General features: G+C 71.4%; 18 protein-coding genes and 1 pseudogene. 13 read left to right on the forward strand and 6 right to left on the reverse strand.

Annotation, left to right across the window (positions count from 1 at the left end):
• Window positions 1-190: 190 nt before the first annotated feature.
• From ACFYZQ_RS33220 to ACFYZQ_RS33235, 4 genes are all read left to right on the forward strand, one after another.
• Window positions 191-391, forward strand: coding sequence for a hypothetical protein (locus ACFYZQ_RS33220; RefSeq protein ID WP_389155907.1), 201 nt, complete (start codon window positions 191-193; stop codon window positions 389-391).
• 4 nt (window positions 392-395) lie between these two features.
• Complete coding sequence (locus tag ACFYZQ_RS33225) at window positions 396-1706, forward strand: formylglycine-generating enzyme family protein (protein WP_389155909.1); 1311 nt, start codon at window positions 396-398, stop codon at window positions 1704-1706.
• Window positions 1707-1817: 111 nt separating this feature from the next.
• Entirely contained in the window at window positions 1818-2267 is a 450-nt protein-coding gene (locus ACFYZQ_RS33230; protein ID WP_389155912.1) for a pyridoxamine 5'-phosphate oxidase family protein, read from the forward strand.
• Window positions 2268-2338: 71 nt separating this feature from the next.
• Window positions 2339-3184 (forward strand): L-histidine N(alpha)-methyltransferase, encoded by an 846-nt coding sequence (locus tag ACFYZQ_RS33235; protein WP_389155915.1) that lies wholly within the window; start codon window positions 2339-2341, stop codon window positions 3182-3184.
• A 62-nt stretch (window positions 3185-3246) separates the two neighbouring features.
• Here the strand turns inward: ACFYZQ_RS33235 and ACFYZQ_RS33240 are convergent, their stop codons facing one another.
• Genes ACFYZQ_RS33240 through ACFYZQ_RS33250 form a run of 3 tightly spaced genes read right to left on the reverse strand, consistent with a single transcriptional unit; the run spans window position 3247 to window position 8841 of the window.
• Window positions 3247-4653, reverse strand: a complete 1407-nt coding sequence (locus tag ACFYZQ_RS33240) for an esterase/lipase family protein (RefSeq protein ID WP_389155918.1) — start codon at window positions 4651-4653, stop codon at window positions 3247-3249.
• Window positions 4650-6872, reverse strand: a complete 2223-nt coding sequence (locus tag ACFYZQ_RS33245) for a WD40 repeat domain-containing protein (protein WP_389155921.1) — start codon at window positions 6870-6872, stop codon at window positions 4650-4652. The genes ACFYZQ_RS33240 and ACFYZQ_RS33245 overlap by 4 nt, the downstream gene beginning before the upstream one ends.
• Window positions 6856-8841, reverse strand: a complete 1986-nt coding sequence (locus tag ACFYZQ_RS33250) for a caspase family protein (protein ID WP_389155924.1) — start codon at window positions 8839-8841, stop codon at window positions 6856-6858. The genes ACFYZQ_RS33245 and ACFYZQ_RS33250 overlap by 17 nt, the downstream gene beginning before the upstream one ends.
• Window positions 8842-8951: 110 nt before the next feature.
• Between ACFYZQ_RS33250 and ACFYZQ_RS33255 the strand changes: the two genes are divergently transcribed.
• Window positions 8952-9200 carry a phosphopantetheine-binding protein gene (locus ACFYZQ_RS33255; protein ID WP_389155926.1) on the forward strand — a complete coding sequence of 83 codons (249 nt, stop codon included), beginning with the start codon at window positions 8952-8954 and terminating at the stop codon, window positions 9198-9200.
• A gap of 45 nt (window positions 9201-9245) precedes the next feature.
• On the opposite strand, the gene ACFYZQ_RS33260 is transcribed toward ACFYZQ_RS33255, so the two are convergent.
• Complete coding sequence (locus ACFYZQ_RS33260; RefSeq protein ID WP_389155929.1) at window positions 9246-9914, reverse strand: LuxR C-terminal-related transcriptional regulator; 669 nt, start codon at window positions 9912-9914, stop codon at window positions 9246-9248.
• A 94-nt stretch (window positions 9915-10008) separates the two neighbouring features.
• Here ACFYZQ_RS33260 and ACFYZQ_RS33265 point away from each other — a divergent pair, with 94 nt between their 5' ends.
• The 7 genes from ACFYZQ_RS33265 (at window position 10009) to ACFYZQ_RS33295 (ending at window position 15919) form a co-directional block, all read left to right on the forward strand.
• Window positions 10009-10287: a hypothetical protein gene (locus ACFYZQ_RS33265; protein WP_389155931.1), complete on the forward strand. Its 279-nt coding sequence runs from the start codon at window positions 10009-10011 to the stop codon at window positions 10285-10287.
• Window positions 10268-13078, forward strand: coding sequence for a LuxR C-terminal-related transcriptional regulator (locus ACFYZQ_RS33270; RefSeq protein WP_389155934.1), 2811 nt, complete (start codon window positions 10268-10270; stop codon window positions 13076-13078). The genes ACFYZQ_RS33265 and ACFYZQ_RS33270 overlap by 20 nt, the downstream gene beginning before the upstream one ends.
• A 182-nt stretch (window positions 13079-13260) precedes the next feature.
• Complete coding sequence (locus ACFYZQ_RS33275) at window positions 13261-13641, forward strand: sortase-dependent protein (RefSeq protein WP_389155937.1); 381 nt, start codon at window positions 13261-13263, stop codon at window positions 13639-13641.
• On the forward strand, window positions 13638-14249 hold the full coding sequence (locus ACFYZQ_RS33280; protein ID WP_389155940.1) for a class F sortase: 612 nt from the start codon (window positions 13638-13640) through the stop codon (window positions 14247-14249). The genes ACFYZQ_RS33275 and ACFYZQ_RS33280 overlap by 4 nt, the downstream gene beginning before the upstream one ends.
• 99 nt (window positions 14250-14348) lie before the next feature.
• Window positions 14349-14840 (forward strand): RNA polymerase sigma factor, encoded by a 492-nt coding sequence (locus ACFYZQ_RS33285; protein WP_389155943.1) that lies wholly within the window; start codon window positions 14349-14351, stop codon window positions 14838-14840.
• Window positions 14824-15315 carry a hypothetical protein gene (locus ACFYZQ_RS33290; RefSeq protein WP_389155946.1) on the forward strand — a complete coding sequence of 164 codons (492 nt, stop codon included), beginning with the start codon at window positions 14824-14826 and terminating at the stop codon, window positions 15313-15315. Before ACFYZQ_RS33285 ends, ACFYZQ_RS33290 begins: the two co-directional genes overlap by 17 nt.
• A gap of 61 nt (window positions 15316-15376) precedes the next feature.
• Window positions 15377-15919, forward strand: a complete 543-nt coding sequence (locus ACFYZQ_RS33295; protein ID WP_389155949.1) for a hypothetical protein — start codon at window positions 15377-15379, stop codon at window positions 15917-15919.
• Here ACFYZQ_RS33295 and ACFYZQ_RS33300 read toward each other — a convergent pair.
• Window positions 15864-17087 (reverse strand): serine hydrolase domain-containing protein, encoded by a 1224-nt coding sequence (locus ACFYZQ_RS33300; RefSeq protein ID WP_389155951.1) that lies wholly within the window; start codon window positions 17085-17087, stop codon window positions 15864-15866. The genes ACFYZQ_RS33295 and ACFYZQ_RS33300 overlap by 56 nt on opposite strands.
• A 249-nt stretch (window positions 17088-17336) precedes the next feature.
• Here ACFYZQ_RS33300 and ACFYZQ_RS33305 point away from each other — a divergent pair.
• A pseudogene (locus tag ACFYZQ_RS33305) lies at window positions 17337-17825 on the forward strand (RNA polymerase sigma factor); the annotation flags it as partial.
• Between the two features lie 83 nt (window positions 17826-17908).
• On the opposite strand, the gene ACFYZQ_RS33310 reads toward ACFYZQ_RS33305, so the two are convergent.
• The gene (locus tag ACFYZQ_RS33310; protein ID WP_389155954.1) at window positions 17909-18592 is read right to left on the reverse strand and encodes a glycerophosphodiester phosphodiesterase; all 684 of its coding nucleotides are present in this window, start codon (window positions 18590-18592) and stop codon (window positions 17909-17911) included.
• Window positions 18593-18614 lie beyond the last annotated feature (22 nt).

Here is an 18614-nt window from a genome sequence, read left to right on the forward strand (position 1 = left end):
GGGCCCGACGCCGCCGGGTGGTGGAGACGATCACGGCATCATGAATCCACCCGCATCAGCGGCGGGCAGTGGTTTCCAATTGCGCGCACACCGGAACGACCGCCCCCGGTTCTCTTGCCCCGCAGCGATCCGGAGGGTAGGCCGGTCGATTTTGCGGCGGAACGATCCTCGCCGTTTTCCGAAGCCAGGGATGACCGAATCATTACGCACGGCGTGGATCGTGCGCCCGTACAATCTCTACAGGCTCCAGGCGACGGAGGAGGTCATGGGCGTGTTTGCGGCGGAGGGCACCGAAAACCTCGATTACGAACCGGAGGCTCCGGAAGAGGAACTGAACCTCGAGGAATTCCTGAGCACACGGGACCAGAGCGCAGAGATCCACAAATGGTAATGCGGTGATCGCTGACGAGGCGCTCTCCTGGCGTCTTGCGGACGAAATTATCCAATCGCTGCGGGACGCCGTCGCGGTGCGCGGTACGGAAGCCCTCGGAATGCTCCTCCGCGAATCGGACACGCATGACGTCTGGCAGGTGCGGGCTGCCTGCTTGCGTCTGCTCGCGGATAATTTCCGTGACCATCCGGCCGCAATCCGGGCCATAGTGAACGGTGTTCACGACCCGGTCGACTGGGTGGCCTTCACGAGCATACAACTGATAGGCAGGTATCGCATCACCGCTGGTGTCCCGGATCTGATCCGGATATCCGGATGGCCGAGCAACTTCACCCGGCCCGAATACCTTCGCAAACCTGTCGGTTGTGGGGCTGCTTTCGTCAAGAGAGCCTTGCTGGCAATCTTCGGGTCCGAAAACCCGCAGCGACTGCGAGAACTGGAGGACGAATTCTTCGGTCAGGGTGCCCGTTCGGTGGCCGCACGGCCCGCGGCCCGGCGGAACGAGGACGTGATCCTCGTTCCGGCCGGGCCGTTCAGGTGCGGACAGGGCGGTCGCGGTGACAACCCGTTCCAGTTGGATGACACCGACAATCCACCCCGGGAAGTGTTACTCCCAGCGTTCCTGATCGACCGCGTCGCCGTCACCAACCGGCGTTACGACGCATTCCTGGAGGATGTGGCGGGGAGTACCCGGTTCGACCATCCCGACCAGCCGGCCGGGCGGGGTCACCTGCCCAGTCATCGCCTCGATCCCCGGTTCAACGCCGCGGATCTGCCCGTCGTCGGTGTCGACTGGTACGACGCCTGGGCGTTCGCCCGTTGGGCCGGCGGCGCGCTGCCGAGCGAAGACCAATGGGAGAAGGCCGCCCGCGGGCCGGACGGGCGGGCGTACCCGTGGGGCGAAGCCTTCGCGCCGGAGCACGTGCATTACGTCGATCGGGTGTTCGGCTGTCAGGTGAAGGACCTCGCCGAGTGGGAGGATCTACTGGTCTCCGTCGAGGCGTCGGACTTCCCCGCCGCGCCACTGCTCCCCGCGGACGCCCTGCCCGCGGGCGCCAGTCCGTACGGTGTGCTGCAGATGTCCGGGAACGTCTGGGAGATGACCCGTACGAATTACTTCACCCGCGAGGACATGGACCCCTTCTTCAAGGGGCGACGGCCGGCGGAGTTCATGAACCGGAAAGACGCCTTCCATGTGCTGCGCGGAGGGGCCTGGACCTCTCCTTCACCCTGTCTGACCACGTACTACCGTGGGCGAGACCTGATCACGGACCGACACAACGAGATCGGTTTCCGCTGCGTTTATCCTGCCTAGCAGTGAGCCGGTGGCCAGGTTTAGGCGTGATCGGTGAAAGTCGCTCCCGGGTCGGGGCGGTGCGCTACGATGCGGTCGAGCGCACCCACCCCGAGGAAAAGGAACGGTGAAATGGCGGAGGCTCCACGTCCGTTGCAAAAGCGCAAGGAAGACGCCCTCACGCGCTTGACGTCCGACAAGGATCTCTGGGTCGCCTCGGCCGACGGAGAAGGAACCCCGACCCTGGTGCCCCTCTCTTTCTGGTGGAATGGCGACAGTATCTTCGTGGCCACGGTCCGCTCCAATCCCACGGGCCGCAACATCGTAGCGACGGGTCGGGTCAAAGCAGTCCTGGGTCATACGCGCGATGTCGTCCTCATAGAGGCATCCGCCGTCCACGTCAAGGACGGCGAACTCCCTGCCGAATACGGTGACGCCTACAACGAGAAATGTGGCTGGGATCCGCGGGAGTCTCCGTCCTACAGTTTCTATCGATTCGACCCGCAGCGCATCGAGTCCTGGCGTGAGCTCAACGAGCATGCGGACCGTGAGTTGATGCGGGACGGAGCATGGCTGGTGTGACGCGGACTTTCCGGTCATGCGACGGCGAGCCCACCGTCGCTTCGCTGCTGTGTCAGTTGAGGGAGCGTCGGATGCCGGTGCGCTTCCTGTACATGGGATCAGCGGCGGAACGGCATGTGCGGCTCGCCGAGGAGCATCCGGACGAATACCTCGACGGCCGATCCGAGTGTGAGGTCGACGCGGTGTGCGCCGTGTTCGGGGGCGCTGCCCAAGCGCCCCGCCAGATGTGCGACATCGGTACCAGCAACGGTGTGCACTCCGCCCAGTTGGTCGCCGGGCTGCGCCGTCGCGGGTTCGCACTGGAGCGGTACTTGGGACTGGACCTCAGTCCGCGGCTCCTCGATGCGGCCCGCGCACGGATGTCGCCGCACTTACCCGGGGACAGCGACTTCACGTGCTGGGACATCGAGAACGCACCGACCGGGAGAATCGCCTCATGGCGTGAACCGGGCGGAGACGCGCTGCTGCTGTGCCTGCTCGGAGGAACGCTGGGGAATATGGAGGACCCTGTTCAAACGCTCCGGCATATACGGGCCAGTTGTACGGAGCGGGACGTCCTGATGCTGGGTGTCTTTCTTCCTCCGTCGCCCGGTGAGAACGTCGTGGGTCCGTATGCCACGCCCGAGATGCGTGACATCATGCTGATCCCACTGCGTGCGGTCGGGCTGACCGATGACCAGTTGGAACTTCGGGTCGAATTCGTCGACGACGCGGTCACGGGTACGGCCCGGTTGCGCCACGGCACCCAGGTGGGTGACATATGGCTCGCCGAGGGAGACGAGGTCCGCTGCTTCCTCTCCCGCCGCTTCACCCTCGACGGCATCGGACGCATCCTGGGCTCCTCCGGATGGCTGACCTCGGCCGAGCGCATCGGCGTGGGCGGTACCTATGCCGTCTTCTTCGCCCGCCCCGCCTGAGCGGACTCACGCATCGGCTCGACCGCCCGTTCGTTGCCGGCTCACCGGGCCGGGCCGTGCGCCTACGCCTCCTCCGCGCAGAACACGACGTCCGACACAGGGTCGACCGGATTGGCTGCCGTCAAGGGGGTGGCGACGGTCCAACGGAACAGTCCACCTCGTGGCAGTCGCACAACGGCCGTGTAACTACCGCGCCCTGTCGGCCGCATCAGATGTTCGACCAAGGGCGGCCGTTCGACGGCGTCCTCCGGGTCCACCACTGTCAGCACCAGCGGAAGCCCGTCGGATCCCTCCACCGACGACGCCGTCACCCGCCATTCCTCCCCGACCTCCGCGTAGGGAGAGGCTTCCACGCTCACCCCGTCGAGCATGGCCTGGGCCTGTCGCGGCCGGGCCGTCAGCACCCCTCTGAGCTGTACGAGGGTCTCCCTCTGCTGCTGGAGCGCAGCGTGCTTCCCCGCTATGAAGACCGCGCCCGCGTCGTCCGCCCACTCCGGCGGCGAGGCGGAGCAGCGCGGCACCGTACCGTCACCGCCGTTCTCGTACCCCTTGGACGGCTGGGCCCGTGTCTCGCCGTTGTCATCGACCAGAGCCCACAGATCGGTGGTCTGCCAATGACTGAGCAGCGTGTGGTACGTGGGCCGGTCGTCCCCGTTCGCCGCCACCGCTCTTTCCATGCGCTGATGGAAGTCCCGGCTTCGAGCGAGTGCCACCGCGGGCAGGCCGGGAACGGCGCTTGCCCCTGTGCCGTCCGTCAGCGGGCCCAACCGGTCGGGGGAGGAGCCCAGGCAGTCGTACATCGGCAGGAGTTCCGCCACGGAGGGAAGCGACCGCGCCAGTTCACCGAGTGAGAACTTCACGGGCCCCAGCCGCACGAACCCGTTGGCGAGCACCGTGAGGGCTTTCACCGACCCCCGGAAGGGCGTGCCGATGGTGACGACCCGGCGCACATCCCGCTGTTCGTCCAGGCATTCCGCGTAGAACCGCGCCACCAGACCGCCCATGGAATGCCCGATCAGTACCACTCTGGCGTCCGGAACCGTGGCTCGTCTTCGGCGCAGCAGCTTCTGGACGAAATCACGCAGGCGTTCCGCCGAATACTCGTTGGACTGCCGCCAGTCGTAGCAGAACTCGTGGACGCTCTCGAGGTCTCCGGTGAACCGCTTGCGCAGCGCGCCCACCAGGCGGTCGTAGCCGTCCATCGCCACGAAGCCGGGGATGATCGCCAGGGATTTCAGACTCCCGTCGGCTCTCACGCCGTCGTCGTGTCCCGCGGAGGGGTCGGCGAACGCGGCGGCGGGCAGTGACAGGTCCTGTGTCAGCCGGCTGCCGAGACGATGGACGCTTCTGAAGACCTGCCGGTAGCCCCATACCCGCCGATCGCCTCTGACCAGGGTGCTGCCCAGGATCCCGGGCACGATGACCGCGATGTCCCCACCGGCCGGCCGGTTCACGGATACGTCGTTCACGGCAGGAACTCCCTCAGCTCCACGGCACAGACTCCGAGGTGCGTCGCCGCGGCCAGGGCCGAGCCGTGCACCGCCATGTCGTAGCAGCCCGACAGCGGAATGCGCAGATGGCGGCCGCTGTCCAGGTCCCAGACCCGCACCGTGTCGTCCTCTCCGGCGCTGACCGCGATGGTGCGGTCACCGACCATCGCCGCCGTGCAGGTGAGAACCGGTCCGTCGTGGCCGGTCAGCACGGCGCTCTGCGATCCGTCGGCGAGCTCCCACACACGCAGGGTTCCGTCGTCGGAGGCGCTCACCGCGCTGGGCCTGCCGGGCACGGCGGCCACCTCACGCACCCATCCGGTGTGTCCGTCCAGCAAGCGGACCTGCACGCCCTCTTCCAGGTCCCAGATCCGCACCGTGCAGTCGGTGCCGCCCGACACGGCGATGGGCTTTCGCTCCAGCATGGTCGCGCAGACGGTCCGCAGTCCCCCCGTGTGGCCGTGGAGGACGTGCAGTTCCTCGCCGTCGACGAGGTCCCACACCCGGACGGTGGCGTCGTTGCCGGCGGTCAGCCCGGTCGGCCGGTCGCCCAGCAGCACCGCGTCGACGTCCAGTACCGAGCTCTCGTGGCCACGCAGCCGCAGTAGTTCCCGCCGAGTGGTCAGGTCCCAGACCCGTACCTCCCCGTGGGCGCCCCCGCTCACCGCGATCGGCCGGTCTTCGGCGACGGTGGTCTCCACCCTGCCCACCCAGCCGGTGTGCCCCTCGAGTACTCCCAGCGGCGTCCCGTCCGTCAGGTCCCACAGCCGGACCGTACGGTCGGTGGCACCCGACACGGCGACCGGGCGCTCGCCGAGCACGGCGGTGGCGACGGACAGGACACGGTCGGCGTGGATCGTCGCGTCCTGGGAGTGCCGGGCCGCACCTGCCAGGTCCCAGATCCGCACTGTGGCGTCAGCCCCCGTCGTGACGGCCACCGGCCGGTCGTCCACGACGGTCGCCTCGACCCCGTGCAGGCCCGTGAGATGTCCGCTCAGGACCTGCTGCTGTGTCCCGTCGGTGAGGTCCCACACCCGGGCGGTACGGTCCGCACCGGCGGTCACCGCCAGAGCCCGGTCCGCCATGAGAGCCACCGAACGCCCCCATCCCGTATGCCCGTCGAGCACCTGAGGCCGGGACTCGCCCGTCAGATCCCACACGCGCACACTGTGGTCGTCGCCCGTGCTGACCGCCAGCGGACGTCCCCCGACCCGACCGGCCCTGACGCCCAGGACCCAGCCCGTGTGACCTTCCAGCAGCCGTGACGGGGATCCGTCGGAAAGATCCCAGCAGCGCAGGACATGGTCGGCGCCGCCGCTGATCACCAGCGGTCGTCCGTCCAGCTCGGCGGTCGCCACCGAACGCACGCTGCGAGTGTGTCCTTCCAACGCTCCGACCGGCGTTCCGTCCGCGAGATCCCAGATGCGTACCTTGCGGTCGGCGCCACCACTGACGACCACCGGCGTGCCTGCCGCTGTCCTCCCCACGGCGACGGCCCCCACCCATCGGTCGTGGCCTTCCAGCACCCGCAGCGGGCGGCCACTGGTCAGATCCCACACCCGCACCGTCGCGTCATCGCTCGCGGTGACCGCGAGCGGTCGCCCGTCGAGCGTGGTCGTCGCGACCGCGCGCACGGTCCCCGAGTGTCCTTCGAGGATCCGGACGGTGGCACCCACGGTCAGGTCCCACACCCGCACAGTCTGGTCCTCACCACCGGTGACGGCAACGGCTCCGGAGTCGAGCACCGCTGCCGCCACGCACCGCACCGGGCCGTCGTGGCCCTCCAGCACGCGGTGGTACGGAGTGGCCGGAAAACGCGCCCACTTGGGCCACCACGGGGCGTTCGGCGGAACGGCGAGCGAGATCGGCTCGCCCTGCTGGGCAGCGGTCAGGGCGAGGATGGCGGCCCGCTCGTCGGGACTCAGCCCACGCAACAGGTGTGCACAGCGCAGATACAGCCGGGCCAATTCCGGCAGACCGTGGTCCAGACCCGTCCCCAGGGCCGCCGAAAGGATCTCCGGGTCGGCGACCACCAGATAGGCCGCGTCGTCCACCAGCGCGGCGAGGCCGCCGGCCGCCCGCGCATGGGCCGCCAGGTAGCGCGCTGTGTAGGGGTTCACCCGTTCCCAGTTGTCCACGCCTGCCAACGCCCGTAACCGCCGTACGATCACGGCCTCGATCTCAGGCTCTTCTCGCACCGGTTACCTCGCTCCGGAAGAAGTCGCTGATGGACTGGTGGTAGAGGCGGAAGACGGCTTGTCCGTCCTCGGTGCCCTCGATGAGATAGGAACCGGCTTCTCGGATCGCCCGTGAGACGTCCGCGGCGCTGTAGGCGCGCCCCGAGCGGTGTTCGGACAGCGCGCTCGCCAGCTCGGGCCAGATCTGACGGCGCGGCAGGCCCTTGCCGCGTGCGAAGGCCAGCGGGGTCAGCACCTCGGTGATCAGCACGGTGTCGTCGAACCGCCGGAGGTCCTGGATGAACACCTGATGCAGACCCGCTTCTCCCACGGCCGTCGGCAGCTCGTGCTGCCACAGAGGCCTGTCGACCATTTCCTCTCGAAGATTTTCCAGGGCACGTACGGCGAAACGGGCGTACAGGAACACCCGGTCCGCCTGACGGGCCACTTCGTGCGCCGCCATGCGCCTGCGCTCCCGCGTGGGCCAGCGGGCGCTGCCCGGTGAGCCTCCGTCGGTGGCCGCCGCCAGACGCGCCTCGACGTAGGTCTCGATGTCCGCGTCCGCGTCCTCGTCATCGTCGAGGTCGATCACCCGGAAGACCCCGCGGCGGGGACGGAGGGACTCGATCAACGGGCCTGAGTCCCTCTCCTGGCCGGTCAGGGGGCCGGCCGGAGCAGCTCGGCCGTCACGGTCCCTGCGGGTTCCCACGACCAGCCTGCAGCCGGGGAGACCGGCGATGGCCCGCAGCACATCCCGGGCGATGTACATCTCCTCGCCCTGCTCCGCCTCGTCGAGCGCGTCGGCCAGCACGGTCACCGAGCGGCCGCTGTCATGAAGGGCCAGCACGAGATCGCGCGGCGGGCTCGTCGAAGTGGTGAGGTCGATGCCCAGTTGACCGGCGATGTCCCGGGCCACGTCGTCCGCCCGGCGGTTCTTGAGATGCACGACCGCGTCGAACGCGCCTACGGGGGGCCGGGCGCCGCCCGCCTCGTCGAGCAGTCCCAGTACCCGACAGGCCGCTTGCGACCCGGGGTCGGCGAGCACGGCCAGCCGCCCGAGGAAGGCCGACTTGCCGGTGCCCGGAGCGCCGGTGACGACCAGGACTCCCTGGTCCTGACGGTCGATCCACTGCACCACCTCGTGGGACAGCGCGTGCCGACCGGTGAAGAACCAGCCCATGTCCCCGGCGTCGGTGCTGGCCGCTTTGCGCAGGAAGTGTTCACGGTCCTCGTCCGTGAGCCGGTCGAGGAGCGCGTCCATTTCGACGGCCCGGTCGGCCGCGTCGGCCCGGTAGCGTGGGTTGGGCACGATCTTCAGACCGTCGCGGCCCGCCACATAGGCGCATTGCTCGTCGTCAAGACGAAGCCTCAGCTCTTCCCGCAGCTCGAACAGAGTCACGTATTCGTCGCCATCCTTCCAATGGCCGCCTTTCGAGCCGCTGTGCAGCGACTCCAGCATGTTCTCGACGAACAGTCCGCTGTACGACTTCTGATGGTGGAGCGAAGGGACGAGTACCGCCAGATCCATTCCCGGCCCCCCTTGCGAGAGTGCCGCGCGATCCACGGCCTGCTGGATTTCGTGGGCGGCGAACCCCGAGTAGCAGGCGTCCAGCAGGATCAGTCCGGTGGCCGCGCCGCTGGCGAGGACGGCCTGGACCAACTCCTCGGCGCTTATCGCCTTGCTGGCGAAGTAGGGGCCGTTCGCCGGGCTGGTCACCGTCAGTACGTAGTGCCGCCCACTGGACAGCCTCCCGTGTCCCGCCAGGTAGACGACGGCCCCGACCGCCTTGCCCCCCTGCCGGGCCGAGTCCGCCCATGCCTCCAATTCGTCCACGATGCCGCGAGCGGAGGCGGAGGACAGATCCCGGGACGCTTCGTGCGCCGCGAAGCCCCAGTCGGTGAAGAATTGCCGCAACCTGGCGGCGTCGTCGACGGCGGCCGGTAGGAGGGGGTGGGGGCTGCCAAGATAGTTTATCCCGATGGAAATCACAGATCCACGCATACGGGCAGTCACGGTTCCCAGCATGACACCGGACAGTTCTCAGCGGTAGAAACCGCCGGGACTACGGTTTTTGCATGACACGGAAGGAGTGCATCGCAATGGCGGTGAGCGAGCGTGAGATTCTCGACGGCCTTGCCGAGATCATCAATGAGGAGACCGGCCTCGACACAGGCTCCATCCGGTTGGGAAAGCGATTCGCCGATGATCTGTCCATCGACCAGTCGCTGATGGCTGTGATCATCGAGCAGGTCGCCACCAAGTTCCGGGTCCCGGTGCCGCCCGCCGCCGCCGCCCGCTTCGTCAAGGTGGGCGACGCGGTCGCCTACATCCAGGCCGCGCAGGGCTGATGCGGGCGGGAAGGCCCAACGGACGGGTATCGCATGCCCGTTCGATCAGATGTAGCCTTCCCGCAGGGCATGCGCCACGGCGTGCGCCCGGTTGCGCAGATGCAGCCGGGTGGTCAGCCCGTGCATCACGTTCTTGACGGTCCGTTCGGAGTAGGACAGCTTGCCGGCGATCTCTCCGGTGTCGAACCCCTCGGCGACCAGCCGCAGTACGTCCACCTCACGCGGGGTCAGGCCCGAGGCGGGCGCGCCCGAGCGGCCGGACGCGCTGCGGTGCAGGGTGCCCACCTGGTTGATCAGCCGGCCGAGCAGGTCGGCCGGCAGGTCGCCGTCGCCGCGGGCCGCAGCGAGGACGGCCTGCGCCAGACGGGGCGCGGTGGCCTCGTGGCGCCACACGATGGCGCCCACCCCGCACTCGATCACGTCGAGCAGCTCGGCCTCCCGCAGGGATTTCACCACGAGCACCGCCCGCGCCCCCTCACTGCGCACCAGCCGGCGCAGCCGGGTCAGCGCCGCCTCGTCGAGCACGTCGTCGACGAGCAGTGCCACCGTTCCGGGCCCCGACGCGCTCTCCTCCCGGAGCTCGACCTCCGGATACCGGCGCAACTGGCCCAGCACACCCTCGCGCAGGATCGGGTCCGGGGCGTGCACCACGACCGGTATCCGGTCGGCTGAGCCGGCCGTACCGGGGCGTGTGGTCCGCGATGAGCTGAGCAACCGTCTCCCCCAAGTCCACGTGCCCGCCATCTCTGCGGGATCGGTGGCGGGCGTGTGTTCCTCACACTCATGGGCCGGAGGGGCCCGCGCAATCGTGGAGCACCACGAGCGGCACCACGAGATCGGCGGTACGACGCCCACGACGTGGGTGACGTGCACGACCCCCGCGAGGTGCGCGATCTCCGCGACACTCCACGTTCTCTGCGACGTCCACGAGGACCACGACGTCTATGACGGTGACCACGACGTCCACGACGTCCACGACGTCCACGACGACGAACACGACGTCCACGACGTCCACGACGACGAACACGACGTCCACGACGGTGACTCGTCCGAGCAAGGAGGCAGGGATGTCCCGACCGCAGGGTGATCCGCCGCGCGAACACCGCGAGGCCGCCGCACTGCTCGACGCCGGCCTGGCACGCGCCCGGGCCGGCGCGGGCGGCCTGGTGCTGCTGCGCGGGGCCACCGGCACCGGCCGGACCACCGCCCTGGAGGCTGCCGCCGAGCACGCCGCCGACCAGGGCATGCGGGTGCTGCGGGCCCGCTGCTCACCCGGCGACGCCACCGTGCCGTTCGCCGCCGTGCTGCAACTGCTCGGCCCCGTCCAGTGGTTCGGGCAGCCCGAGGGCAGCGGCGGCGAGCGCGAGCAGGGTCTGCTGCTGTGGCGGGTGCTGCGCGGATACGCCGCCGAGTCGCCGCTGCTGATCGCCGTGGACGACGTCCACCTCGCCGACGCCCCCTCGTACCGCTGGCTGGTGGAGTCCGCCCGGCACGTGGACCGCTTACGGCTGCCGATCCTGCTGGCGGTCACCGAACGCAGCCAGTACGACGTCGACCCGTCCGGCCCGGGCTTCACCCACACCCTGTCGCCCGCCCTGGTCCACACCCACACCCTCGCGCCGCTCACCGCGGAAGCGGCCGCCGCACTGGTGCGCACCCGGTTCCCGGCCGCCACCGAAGAGTGGGCCGACAGTTGTGCGCGGGCCGGCGCGGGCATCCCGATGCTGCTGCGCGCCCTCCTCGACGACCTCGGCGGCCCGGACCGGCACCCGGACGTGCCGGACACGTCCGCCGCGCTGTACCCGGGCGCGTACCAGGCGGCCGTGTCCTGGTGGCTGGACAGCGCCGGCGCCGGCACGGCCGAGGTCGCGCGGGCGCTCGCCGCCCTGGAGGAGGGCTGGGACGGGGGAGCCGGCGCGGGCCCGGGCTGCTCCGCCGAGGGGCTGGGCGGGCTGCTCGCCGACCTGGCGGGCGCGGACCCGGCCCGGGTGACGGGCTGGCTCACCGCGATGACCGGCCTGGGGGTACTGCGGCCCGGCCCGGACGGCGGCCCCCGGTACGCGCACCCCCTGCTGCGGGACGCGGTGCTCACCGGCGTGCCAGCGGCCCGGCGGCGCGCGGCGCACCGGCAGGCCGCCGAGACGATGCTGCACCGCGGCGCCCCCACCGACGCGGTCGCCCGGCAACTGCTGCGCTCCGGCCCGGTGGGCGAGCCGTGGGCGTCCGGCGTGCTCCAGGACGCCGCCGCCCACGCCCTGCGCGACGGCCGCGCCGACGACGCCGTCGCCTTCCTGCGCCGGGCCCTCGACGAACCACTGCCCGACGAGCGCCGGCAGCGGCTGCTGACCGGGCTCGGCTCCCTGGAGTGCGCCGGCCCGGGCGCCGCGTCCGGGATCTCCCGGCTCACCGAGGCCATGCGGCTGCCCGGCACACCGCAGGACCGGGTGCGGGCGGCCGTCGCCCTCGGCACCGCGCTGGCCGGACGCGGCAAGGCCCGCGTCGCCGTGGAGGTGCTGCGCACGGTGGACGGCCAGCTCAGCGGCCGCCCCGACCTCGCGGGCCTCGTGCACAGCGCGTCCGCCCTGCTGTCCGACCAGGACCAGACCGTGCGCCGCGATGTGTACCAGCGGCTGAGCGACACCGCCGAGCGCTCGCCCGAGCAGGTCGGCCCGGCCGCCAGGGCCCTGCTGGTACGGCGCGCGGCGACCGCCGGGCTGGCCTCGGCGGACGACGCGATGCGGCAGGTGCGCACCCTGCTCGCCGAGCCCGCCGACCCGCTGACCGAGCCGTTCCTGTTGGGCACCGCCGCCGCGGTCGCCCAGTGGGCCGACGAACTCGACGAGGCGGACCGGCTCGTCGACCGCGGCCTGGCCGGCCAGCGGCCCGACCTGCTGCACCCGATGCACCAGGCGCTGCTCAACGTACGCGACGACATCGCGGCGGCCCGCGGCGAGTACGGGCGGCTGCCGGCCGAGGCGTCCGTGAGCGCGGACGCCGGACCCGCCAACGCACACGCCCACACCCTGATCGCGCTCGTGGAACTGGGCCGCGCGGACGAGGCACGGCGGTTCGCGGACGGCTTCGACCTGCGGGCGGCGCCCGACTCGTGGGAGCTGAACCGGTTCCTGTACGCGCGGGGCGTGCAACGGGCCGCCGCGGGCGACCCGGCCGGGGCGCTGCACGACTTCCTGGAGTGCGGCCGCCGCCAGTCGGCCCGCGAGGTGGTCAGCCCGGTCGTCACCCCGTGGCGCTCGGCCGCCGCCGAGTGCCGGCTCGCCCTCGGTAGCCCCCGGGAGGCGCTGGCGCTCGCCGAGGAGGAGTTGCGCCTGGCCCGGGTGTGGGGGACGCCCCGGACGGTGGGCCGCGCCCTGCGGGTGCTCGGCACGGTCACCGGCGGCCGGCGCGGTCTGGAGCTCGCCGAGGACGCCGTACGGCTGCTGCGCGAGGCCCGGTCCGGCACGGAGCCGGAACTGGTCGCCGCGCTCGTCGCGCGAGGCCGGCAGCTGACCGCCGCCGGGGAGCGGGCCCGGGCCCGGGAGGGTCTGCGGGAGGCGGCCGAACGCGCCGAACGCCTGGGCGTACCGCGACTGCGCAGGCTCGCCGAGGAGGCCCTGCGGGAGAGTGGCGCCCGCCGTACCGGCACCGCCCGCACCGGATCCGGTTCCCTCACCGGCAGCGAGCGCCGCATCGCCCAACTCGCCGCCGACGGCCGCACGAACACCGAGATAGCCGCCCTGCTGCACCTGGCCCGGCGCACCGTGGAGACCCACCTCACCAACGCGTACAAGAAGTTGGGGATACGGCGACGGGGTGAGCTGCGGGAGGCGCTCCGTGACGGTCAGGGCGATGCCGGGGGTGTCCGCACGGCCCGGAAGTAGGCACCGGGGGTACGCCCCGTCGTTCGTCCGGCGGTCTCGGACGACACAGCTCGGACTTAGGCGGCCACCACGGCTTTGCCATCTCTTTACAACCCGCCCCGCGGCTCCCTCGTCTCTCTGCTCGATCCGTGACACGGCCCGCCCGCTCACCGGGCGGGCCGACCGACGAAAGAGAGTGATTCATGCGCCGAACCGTCCTCAGTGCCGCGGCACTCGCCTGCGTGGCCGTGCTGGCGAGCACGGTGCCCGCGTTCGCGGACGCGACCCCGAGCCCCGTCCCGTCCACCCGCCCGGGCGCCACCAAGGCACCGTCGCCGGTCCCGAGCGAGCGCAGCGCCGGCACTCAGGCACCGGCCACCCGGCCGAGCGCCGTCCCGAGCAAGGTGCGAGACGGCGGGCAGGTGGCCGTCGTCCCCAGGGGCGCGGCGGACACCGGTGTGGCCTCCGGGTCCGACAGCTCCGGAAGTGACGGAACGCTGATCGGCGGGGGCGTCGCCGGAGCCGTCGCCGTGGGTGGTGCGGCGTTCCTGATGATCCGCCGCCGACGGGTCACCGGGGCGTGAACCGGCTCTCCAGGCGTGCGTTCGCCGGCGCGGCAGCCGCCGCACTGCTCACCGGCTGCGGTGGCCCGCACTCGCCGGCCCGGCCGGAGGCGGACCGCCCCGCCGGCACGCACACGCCCGGGCGACCCTCGACCCGTCCGGTCCGCGCGGCGGCCCGTTCGGTCCCGGTGCGGCTGCGGATCCCGGCCATCGGGGTCGACACCCCGCTGCTGCGGCTGGGGCTCGCCCCCGACGGCACCGTGCAGGTCCCCCCGGTCACGGCCCACGACCGGGCCGGCTGGTACCGGCACTCGCCGACGCCCGGCCAGACGGGGCCGTCGGTGATCCTCGGTCATGTGACGGTCGGCGCCTACGGGGACGGCGTGTTCCGGCACCTCGACCGGCTGCGCCCGGGGGACCGGATCGTGACGCGCCTGGAGAACGGCACCTCGGCCCGGTTCGACGTCACCCGCGTACGGACCGTCGCGAAGGCCGACTTCCCGACCAAGGAGGTGTACGGCGACGTGGACCGGCCGGAGTTGCGGCTCATCACGTGCGGCGGGCCGCGCACCGGGGACGGCTACCTCGACAACGTCATCGTCTTCGCCGCGCTGAGCGCGAGCCGCTGACCCCGCCCGGCCGGACACCACCCCGATCCCGGGCCGGCGCAACGCACACCGGCGGCCCGGGGTCTTCCCCCACGAGTGCCCAACCCCCGATGGAGAGCGTTGAAACGGTCCCGTGAGAAGGCAGCAGCCGAGCTGTTCGCCGCCCTCTACCCCCGCCTGGCCGGCTGGTGCCGCCGTCTGGTCGACGACGACGGGACCGCCCACGAGATCGCGTCGGAGGCGTTCACCCGGCTCTGGGCCCGCTGGACGTCCGTGGCGGAGCCCAGGGGATTCCTCTACGTCACCGCGGCCAACCTCGTGAGGGACCACTGGCGGGGCCTCGAGCGGGAGCGCAGGGCCGTGCGCCGGGCCGGGGTCGAAGCGGCCGTCCGTCCGCCCGCCGAGCAGGCCGACCCCTCGGTCCGGCTGCTCGTGCAGGCGCTGCCGGAACGGCTGCGCACGCCGATCCTGCTGCACTACTACGCTGACATGCCGATCCGGGAGGTGGCCGTGCTGACCGGGCGGAAGGAAGGAACCGTCAAGGCCGACCTGCACGCGGCCCGCGAACTGCTGCGCGCCCACCTGAGGAGAAGTCTTGATCACACACTCTGACGACGGTCCGGACTTCGACCCCGACGACCCCCTTGCCGTCATCCTGCGGCCCGCCTCCGCGCATCTCGCCCCGCCCCCCGGCCGGTTCGAGGAGATCCGCCGGGGCGCGGCCCGCCGCAGGCTGCTCCGCGCGGTCGCCGGGGTCGGCGCCTCGTGCGCGGTCGCCGCGGTCCTGGCGCTGCCGCTGCTGCGGACGTCCCACGAACCGCCCGCCTCCCCGGTGGTCCCGCTGGGCCCGGCGACCTCGAGCAGCCCGCCGGCCGTGCCGACCCCGTCGCTCGTGCCGTCACCGTCGACCCCGCCCGGCCGCGGCCAGACCACCGCTCCCAGTGACCGCCCCACTCCGCGTCCCTCCGGAGCGAGCCGGACCGGCGGTCGCGGGACGGCCGAGAAGGCCCCGTCGGCCGCGCCCGGCAGGGCCCGGTTGGTGACACCGACCGTGCCCGCCGCCGAGCCCTCGGTGCGGGGGAGGTGACGGGGACAGCCACCGCCACCCCAGTTTTGAACACGTTCAACTCCAGGCGTACGCTCCTGCCATGAGCGACAGAGCCGCCCAACTCAAGGGCATCCGCGTCTGGCTGGTCTGCTTCGTCGTGTGCCTCGTGCTCAGCGGAGCCACCGCCTTCCCGCTCGTCCACGAACTGCGCTGGACGGAGGACCTGCTGCGGTGGCTGTCCGTGCCCGACCACCTCCCGGGGCTCACGGACTGGATCTCGCGCGTGCGGCAGGGCGTGGACACCGCCGACGCCGAATACCCCTTCCTGCTGTACGGCACGGACTGGCTGGCCTTCGCCCACCTGGTCATCGCGGTCGCCTTCTACGGGCCGTACCGCGACCCCGTCCGCAACATCTGGGTCGTCGAGTTCGGGATGATCGCCTGCGCCGGAATCATCCCGCTCGCCCTGATCTGCGGGCCGATCCGGGGGATTCCCTTCTGGTGGTCGGTGATCGACATGTCGTTCGGGGTGTTCGGGGTCGTCCCGCTGTACGTCGTGCGGCAGAAGATCAAGCGGCTGGAGGCACTCAGTCCGTCGAACCCGTCGAATCCGTCGAACCCGGCTCCGGCTGCCGCTGCTTGAGCGCGGCCAGGGCGATCCGCTGGGCCACCGGGTTCATCTCCTCGCCCTTGGCGTCCGTCGAGCCGACCGAGTAGACGAGGGTACGGCTGAGGTTCGGGGTCGCGGCGATCACGGTGTTGTAGCCGTACCGGCCCCCGGACTTCATCCAGTACTCCCGGCCCTCGTACTCGAAGCGCTGCAGCCCGGCACTGTAGGTCGCCCCCTCGATGCCGGCCGGGACGGTGAACATCTCCCGCAACTGTGGCCCGGGCACGATCCGGCCGCTGAACAGCGCGTCGACGAGCCGCTCCAGGTCGGCGGTCGTGGAGATCATGTCGCCGGCCGCCCAGCGGTCCGCCTGGTTCCACTCCGTCACGTCGACGAACTCCGTCGTCCCGTCGGCCTTCGTCACCTTCTGGTAGCCGTGGTTGTGCGGTCCGCGGATCAGCGGATCGGTGCCCGGGAAGTACGTGTCACGCATGCCGGCCGGGCGCAGCACCAGACGGGTGGCCTCTGAGGCGTACGAGCGCCCGGTCACCTTCTCGATCAGCATGCCCAGGATCGTGTAGTTGATGTTGAGATAGTCCTGCCTCTTCCCCGGGCGGAACTCCGGCCCCTTAACCACCGCCGACTTCACGACCTGGGCCGGGGTGAGGGTGTCGAAGCGGTGCGCGTACTGGTCCTCGAAGGAGTCGCCCCAGCCGTCACCGGCCTGGATGCCGCTGGTGTGGTTCAGCAACTGCCGTACGGTGACCGGTTGGTGGAACTTCGGCCCGAGCAGTCCCGGAAGGTAGCGCTCGATCGAGGCGTTCAGGTCGACGCGGCCCTCGGCGGCGAGCTTCAGCACGGCCGCCGCCGTCACCACCTTCGTGGTCGACCCCGCCCGGAAGCGGGCGTCCGGGTCCGCCGCCCGGCCGCTCGCCAGGTCGTGCACCCCCGCGCTGCCCCGCCAGGTGCCGTCGGTGCCGCCGACCCTGACCAGCGCGGCGGTCGCGTCCGCGTCGGGCAGGCCCGTGATCGCGGCGCGCAGCGCGTCGGCGTCCACGGTGGACGCGGGGTGTGCGGTGGGCGCGGGGTGTGCGGAAGCGGCCGGTGCGGACGCGGCGAGTGCGGGTAAGGCCAGCGGGCCCGCCGCCAGGGCCAGGACGAGGGCGGCGGTGAGTGCGGTGGTGCGGCTGCGTACGCGCATCGAGTGCTCCTGAGGTGGCCGGACGAGAACTGTGTGATCATCCTCGCGTCGTGCCGCGGCCCCCCGAATCGTCGTCGAGGAGGGCGTAAACCCTGGCCCGACCCCCACCAACTGCCCTTCCCTGCCCGGAGGTTGTCGGGGTTGGTCCCTAGGGAGCGGAAGAACTGTTGTCCGGAGCCCTCCACACCGTCTCCGCAGATGTGATCCCCGGCGTTGTCGACACCCCGGGCCCGGAGAGAAGGTGCGCGCATGAGGACGTACACCGGCGACCAGGCCGGGCGGCAGTGGCGCTCGACCATCGCCGCCGCGCAGGAGGGCGACCGGCGGGCGATGGACGAGCTGGTCGAGGGCTGGCTGCCGCTGGTGTACAACGTCGTCGGCCGGGCGCTGAACGGCCACGCCGACGTCGACGACGTCGTCCTGGAGACGATGCTGCGGGCCGTCGGCGACCTCGGCACCCTGCGCGACCCGGACAGCTTCCGGTCCTGGCTGATGGCCATCGCCATGCACCAGATACGGGACCGGGCACGCCGCAGGCCGGTGCGGCGGCTGGAGGAGAACGTACCCGGGGACGCCGCCGACTTCGCCGGGCTCACCGTGCTGGAGCTCCAACTGGAGGGGCAGCGGCGCGAGGTCGCCGAGGCGGTGCGCTGGCTGGACCCGGAGGACCGGCAACTGCTGTCGCTGTGGTGGCTGGAGGTCGCCGGCGGGCTGGACCGGGCCGGGCTGCTGGAGGCGACGGCCGCGCTGTTCATCCGCCTGTGGGTGGGGGAGGGGGCGGACGCCCAGGCGATCGCGCCCCCGGTGGAGTTCGCCGGCCGCTAGGGGGTGCGCAGGGCGCACAGCAGGTCGATGCGGTTCGTCGTGATCGAGTCGACGCCGAGGCCGAGGAGGCGGCGCAGAGAGCGGCGGGTGTCGGGGGTCCACACGGACAGCAGCAGGCCGTCGCGGTGGACGCGGGCCGCGACGGCGCGGTCGACCAGCCCGAAGCGGTAGTTCAGCCAGCGCGGGCGCACCGCGTCGAGCAGCCCGGCCCGGGGCGGCGCGAGTGTCGTCCAGGTGAGGGCGATCTCGGCGGACGGATCGGCGGCCCGCACCGCCAGCATCATCTCGGCGCCGGCGCAGTAGTAGACGCGGTCCTGCGCCCCGCAGTCGCGTACGACGCCGACGATCCCGCGCACCGCCCGGGCGTCGGCCCGCCCGGGCAGGTCGATCATCACCCGGGCGCCGTCCGTCGCGGCCAGCGCGTCCACCAGCGTCGGCACCCCGCCCGCCGTCAGTCCACGCACCTCGTCGCCCGACAGCGAGCGCAGCGGCCGGTCGTGTTCCCAGAGCCGCTTCAGCGTCTCGTCGTGCAGCAGCACGGGAACGCCGTCACGGGTGAGCCGTACGTCGATCTCGACGGCGTCCGCGCCCTGTTCGAGCGCGGACCGCAGGGAGTCGAGGGTGTTCTCGCGGAAGCGGTAGGGGTCGCCGCGGTGGGCCACGGCGGTCACGGTCTGCATGCGCCCATTGTGGCGGCGCCCG

Origin of the sequence: Streptomyces sp. NPDC001843, from assembly GCF_042891955.1 — a bacterium.
Lineage (GTDB): Bacteria > Actinomycetota > Actinomycetes > Streptomycetales > Streptomycetaceae > Streptomyces.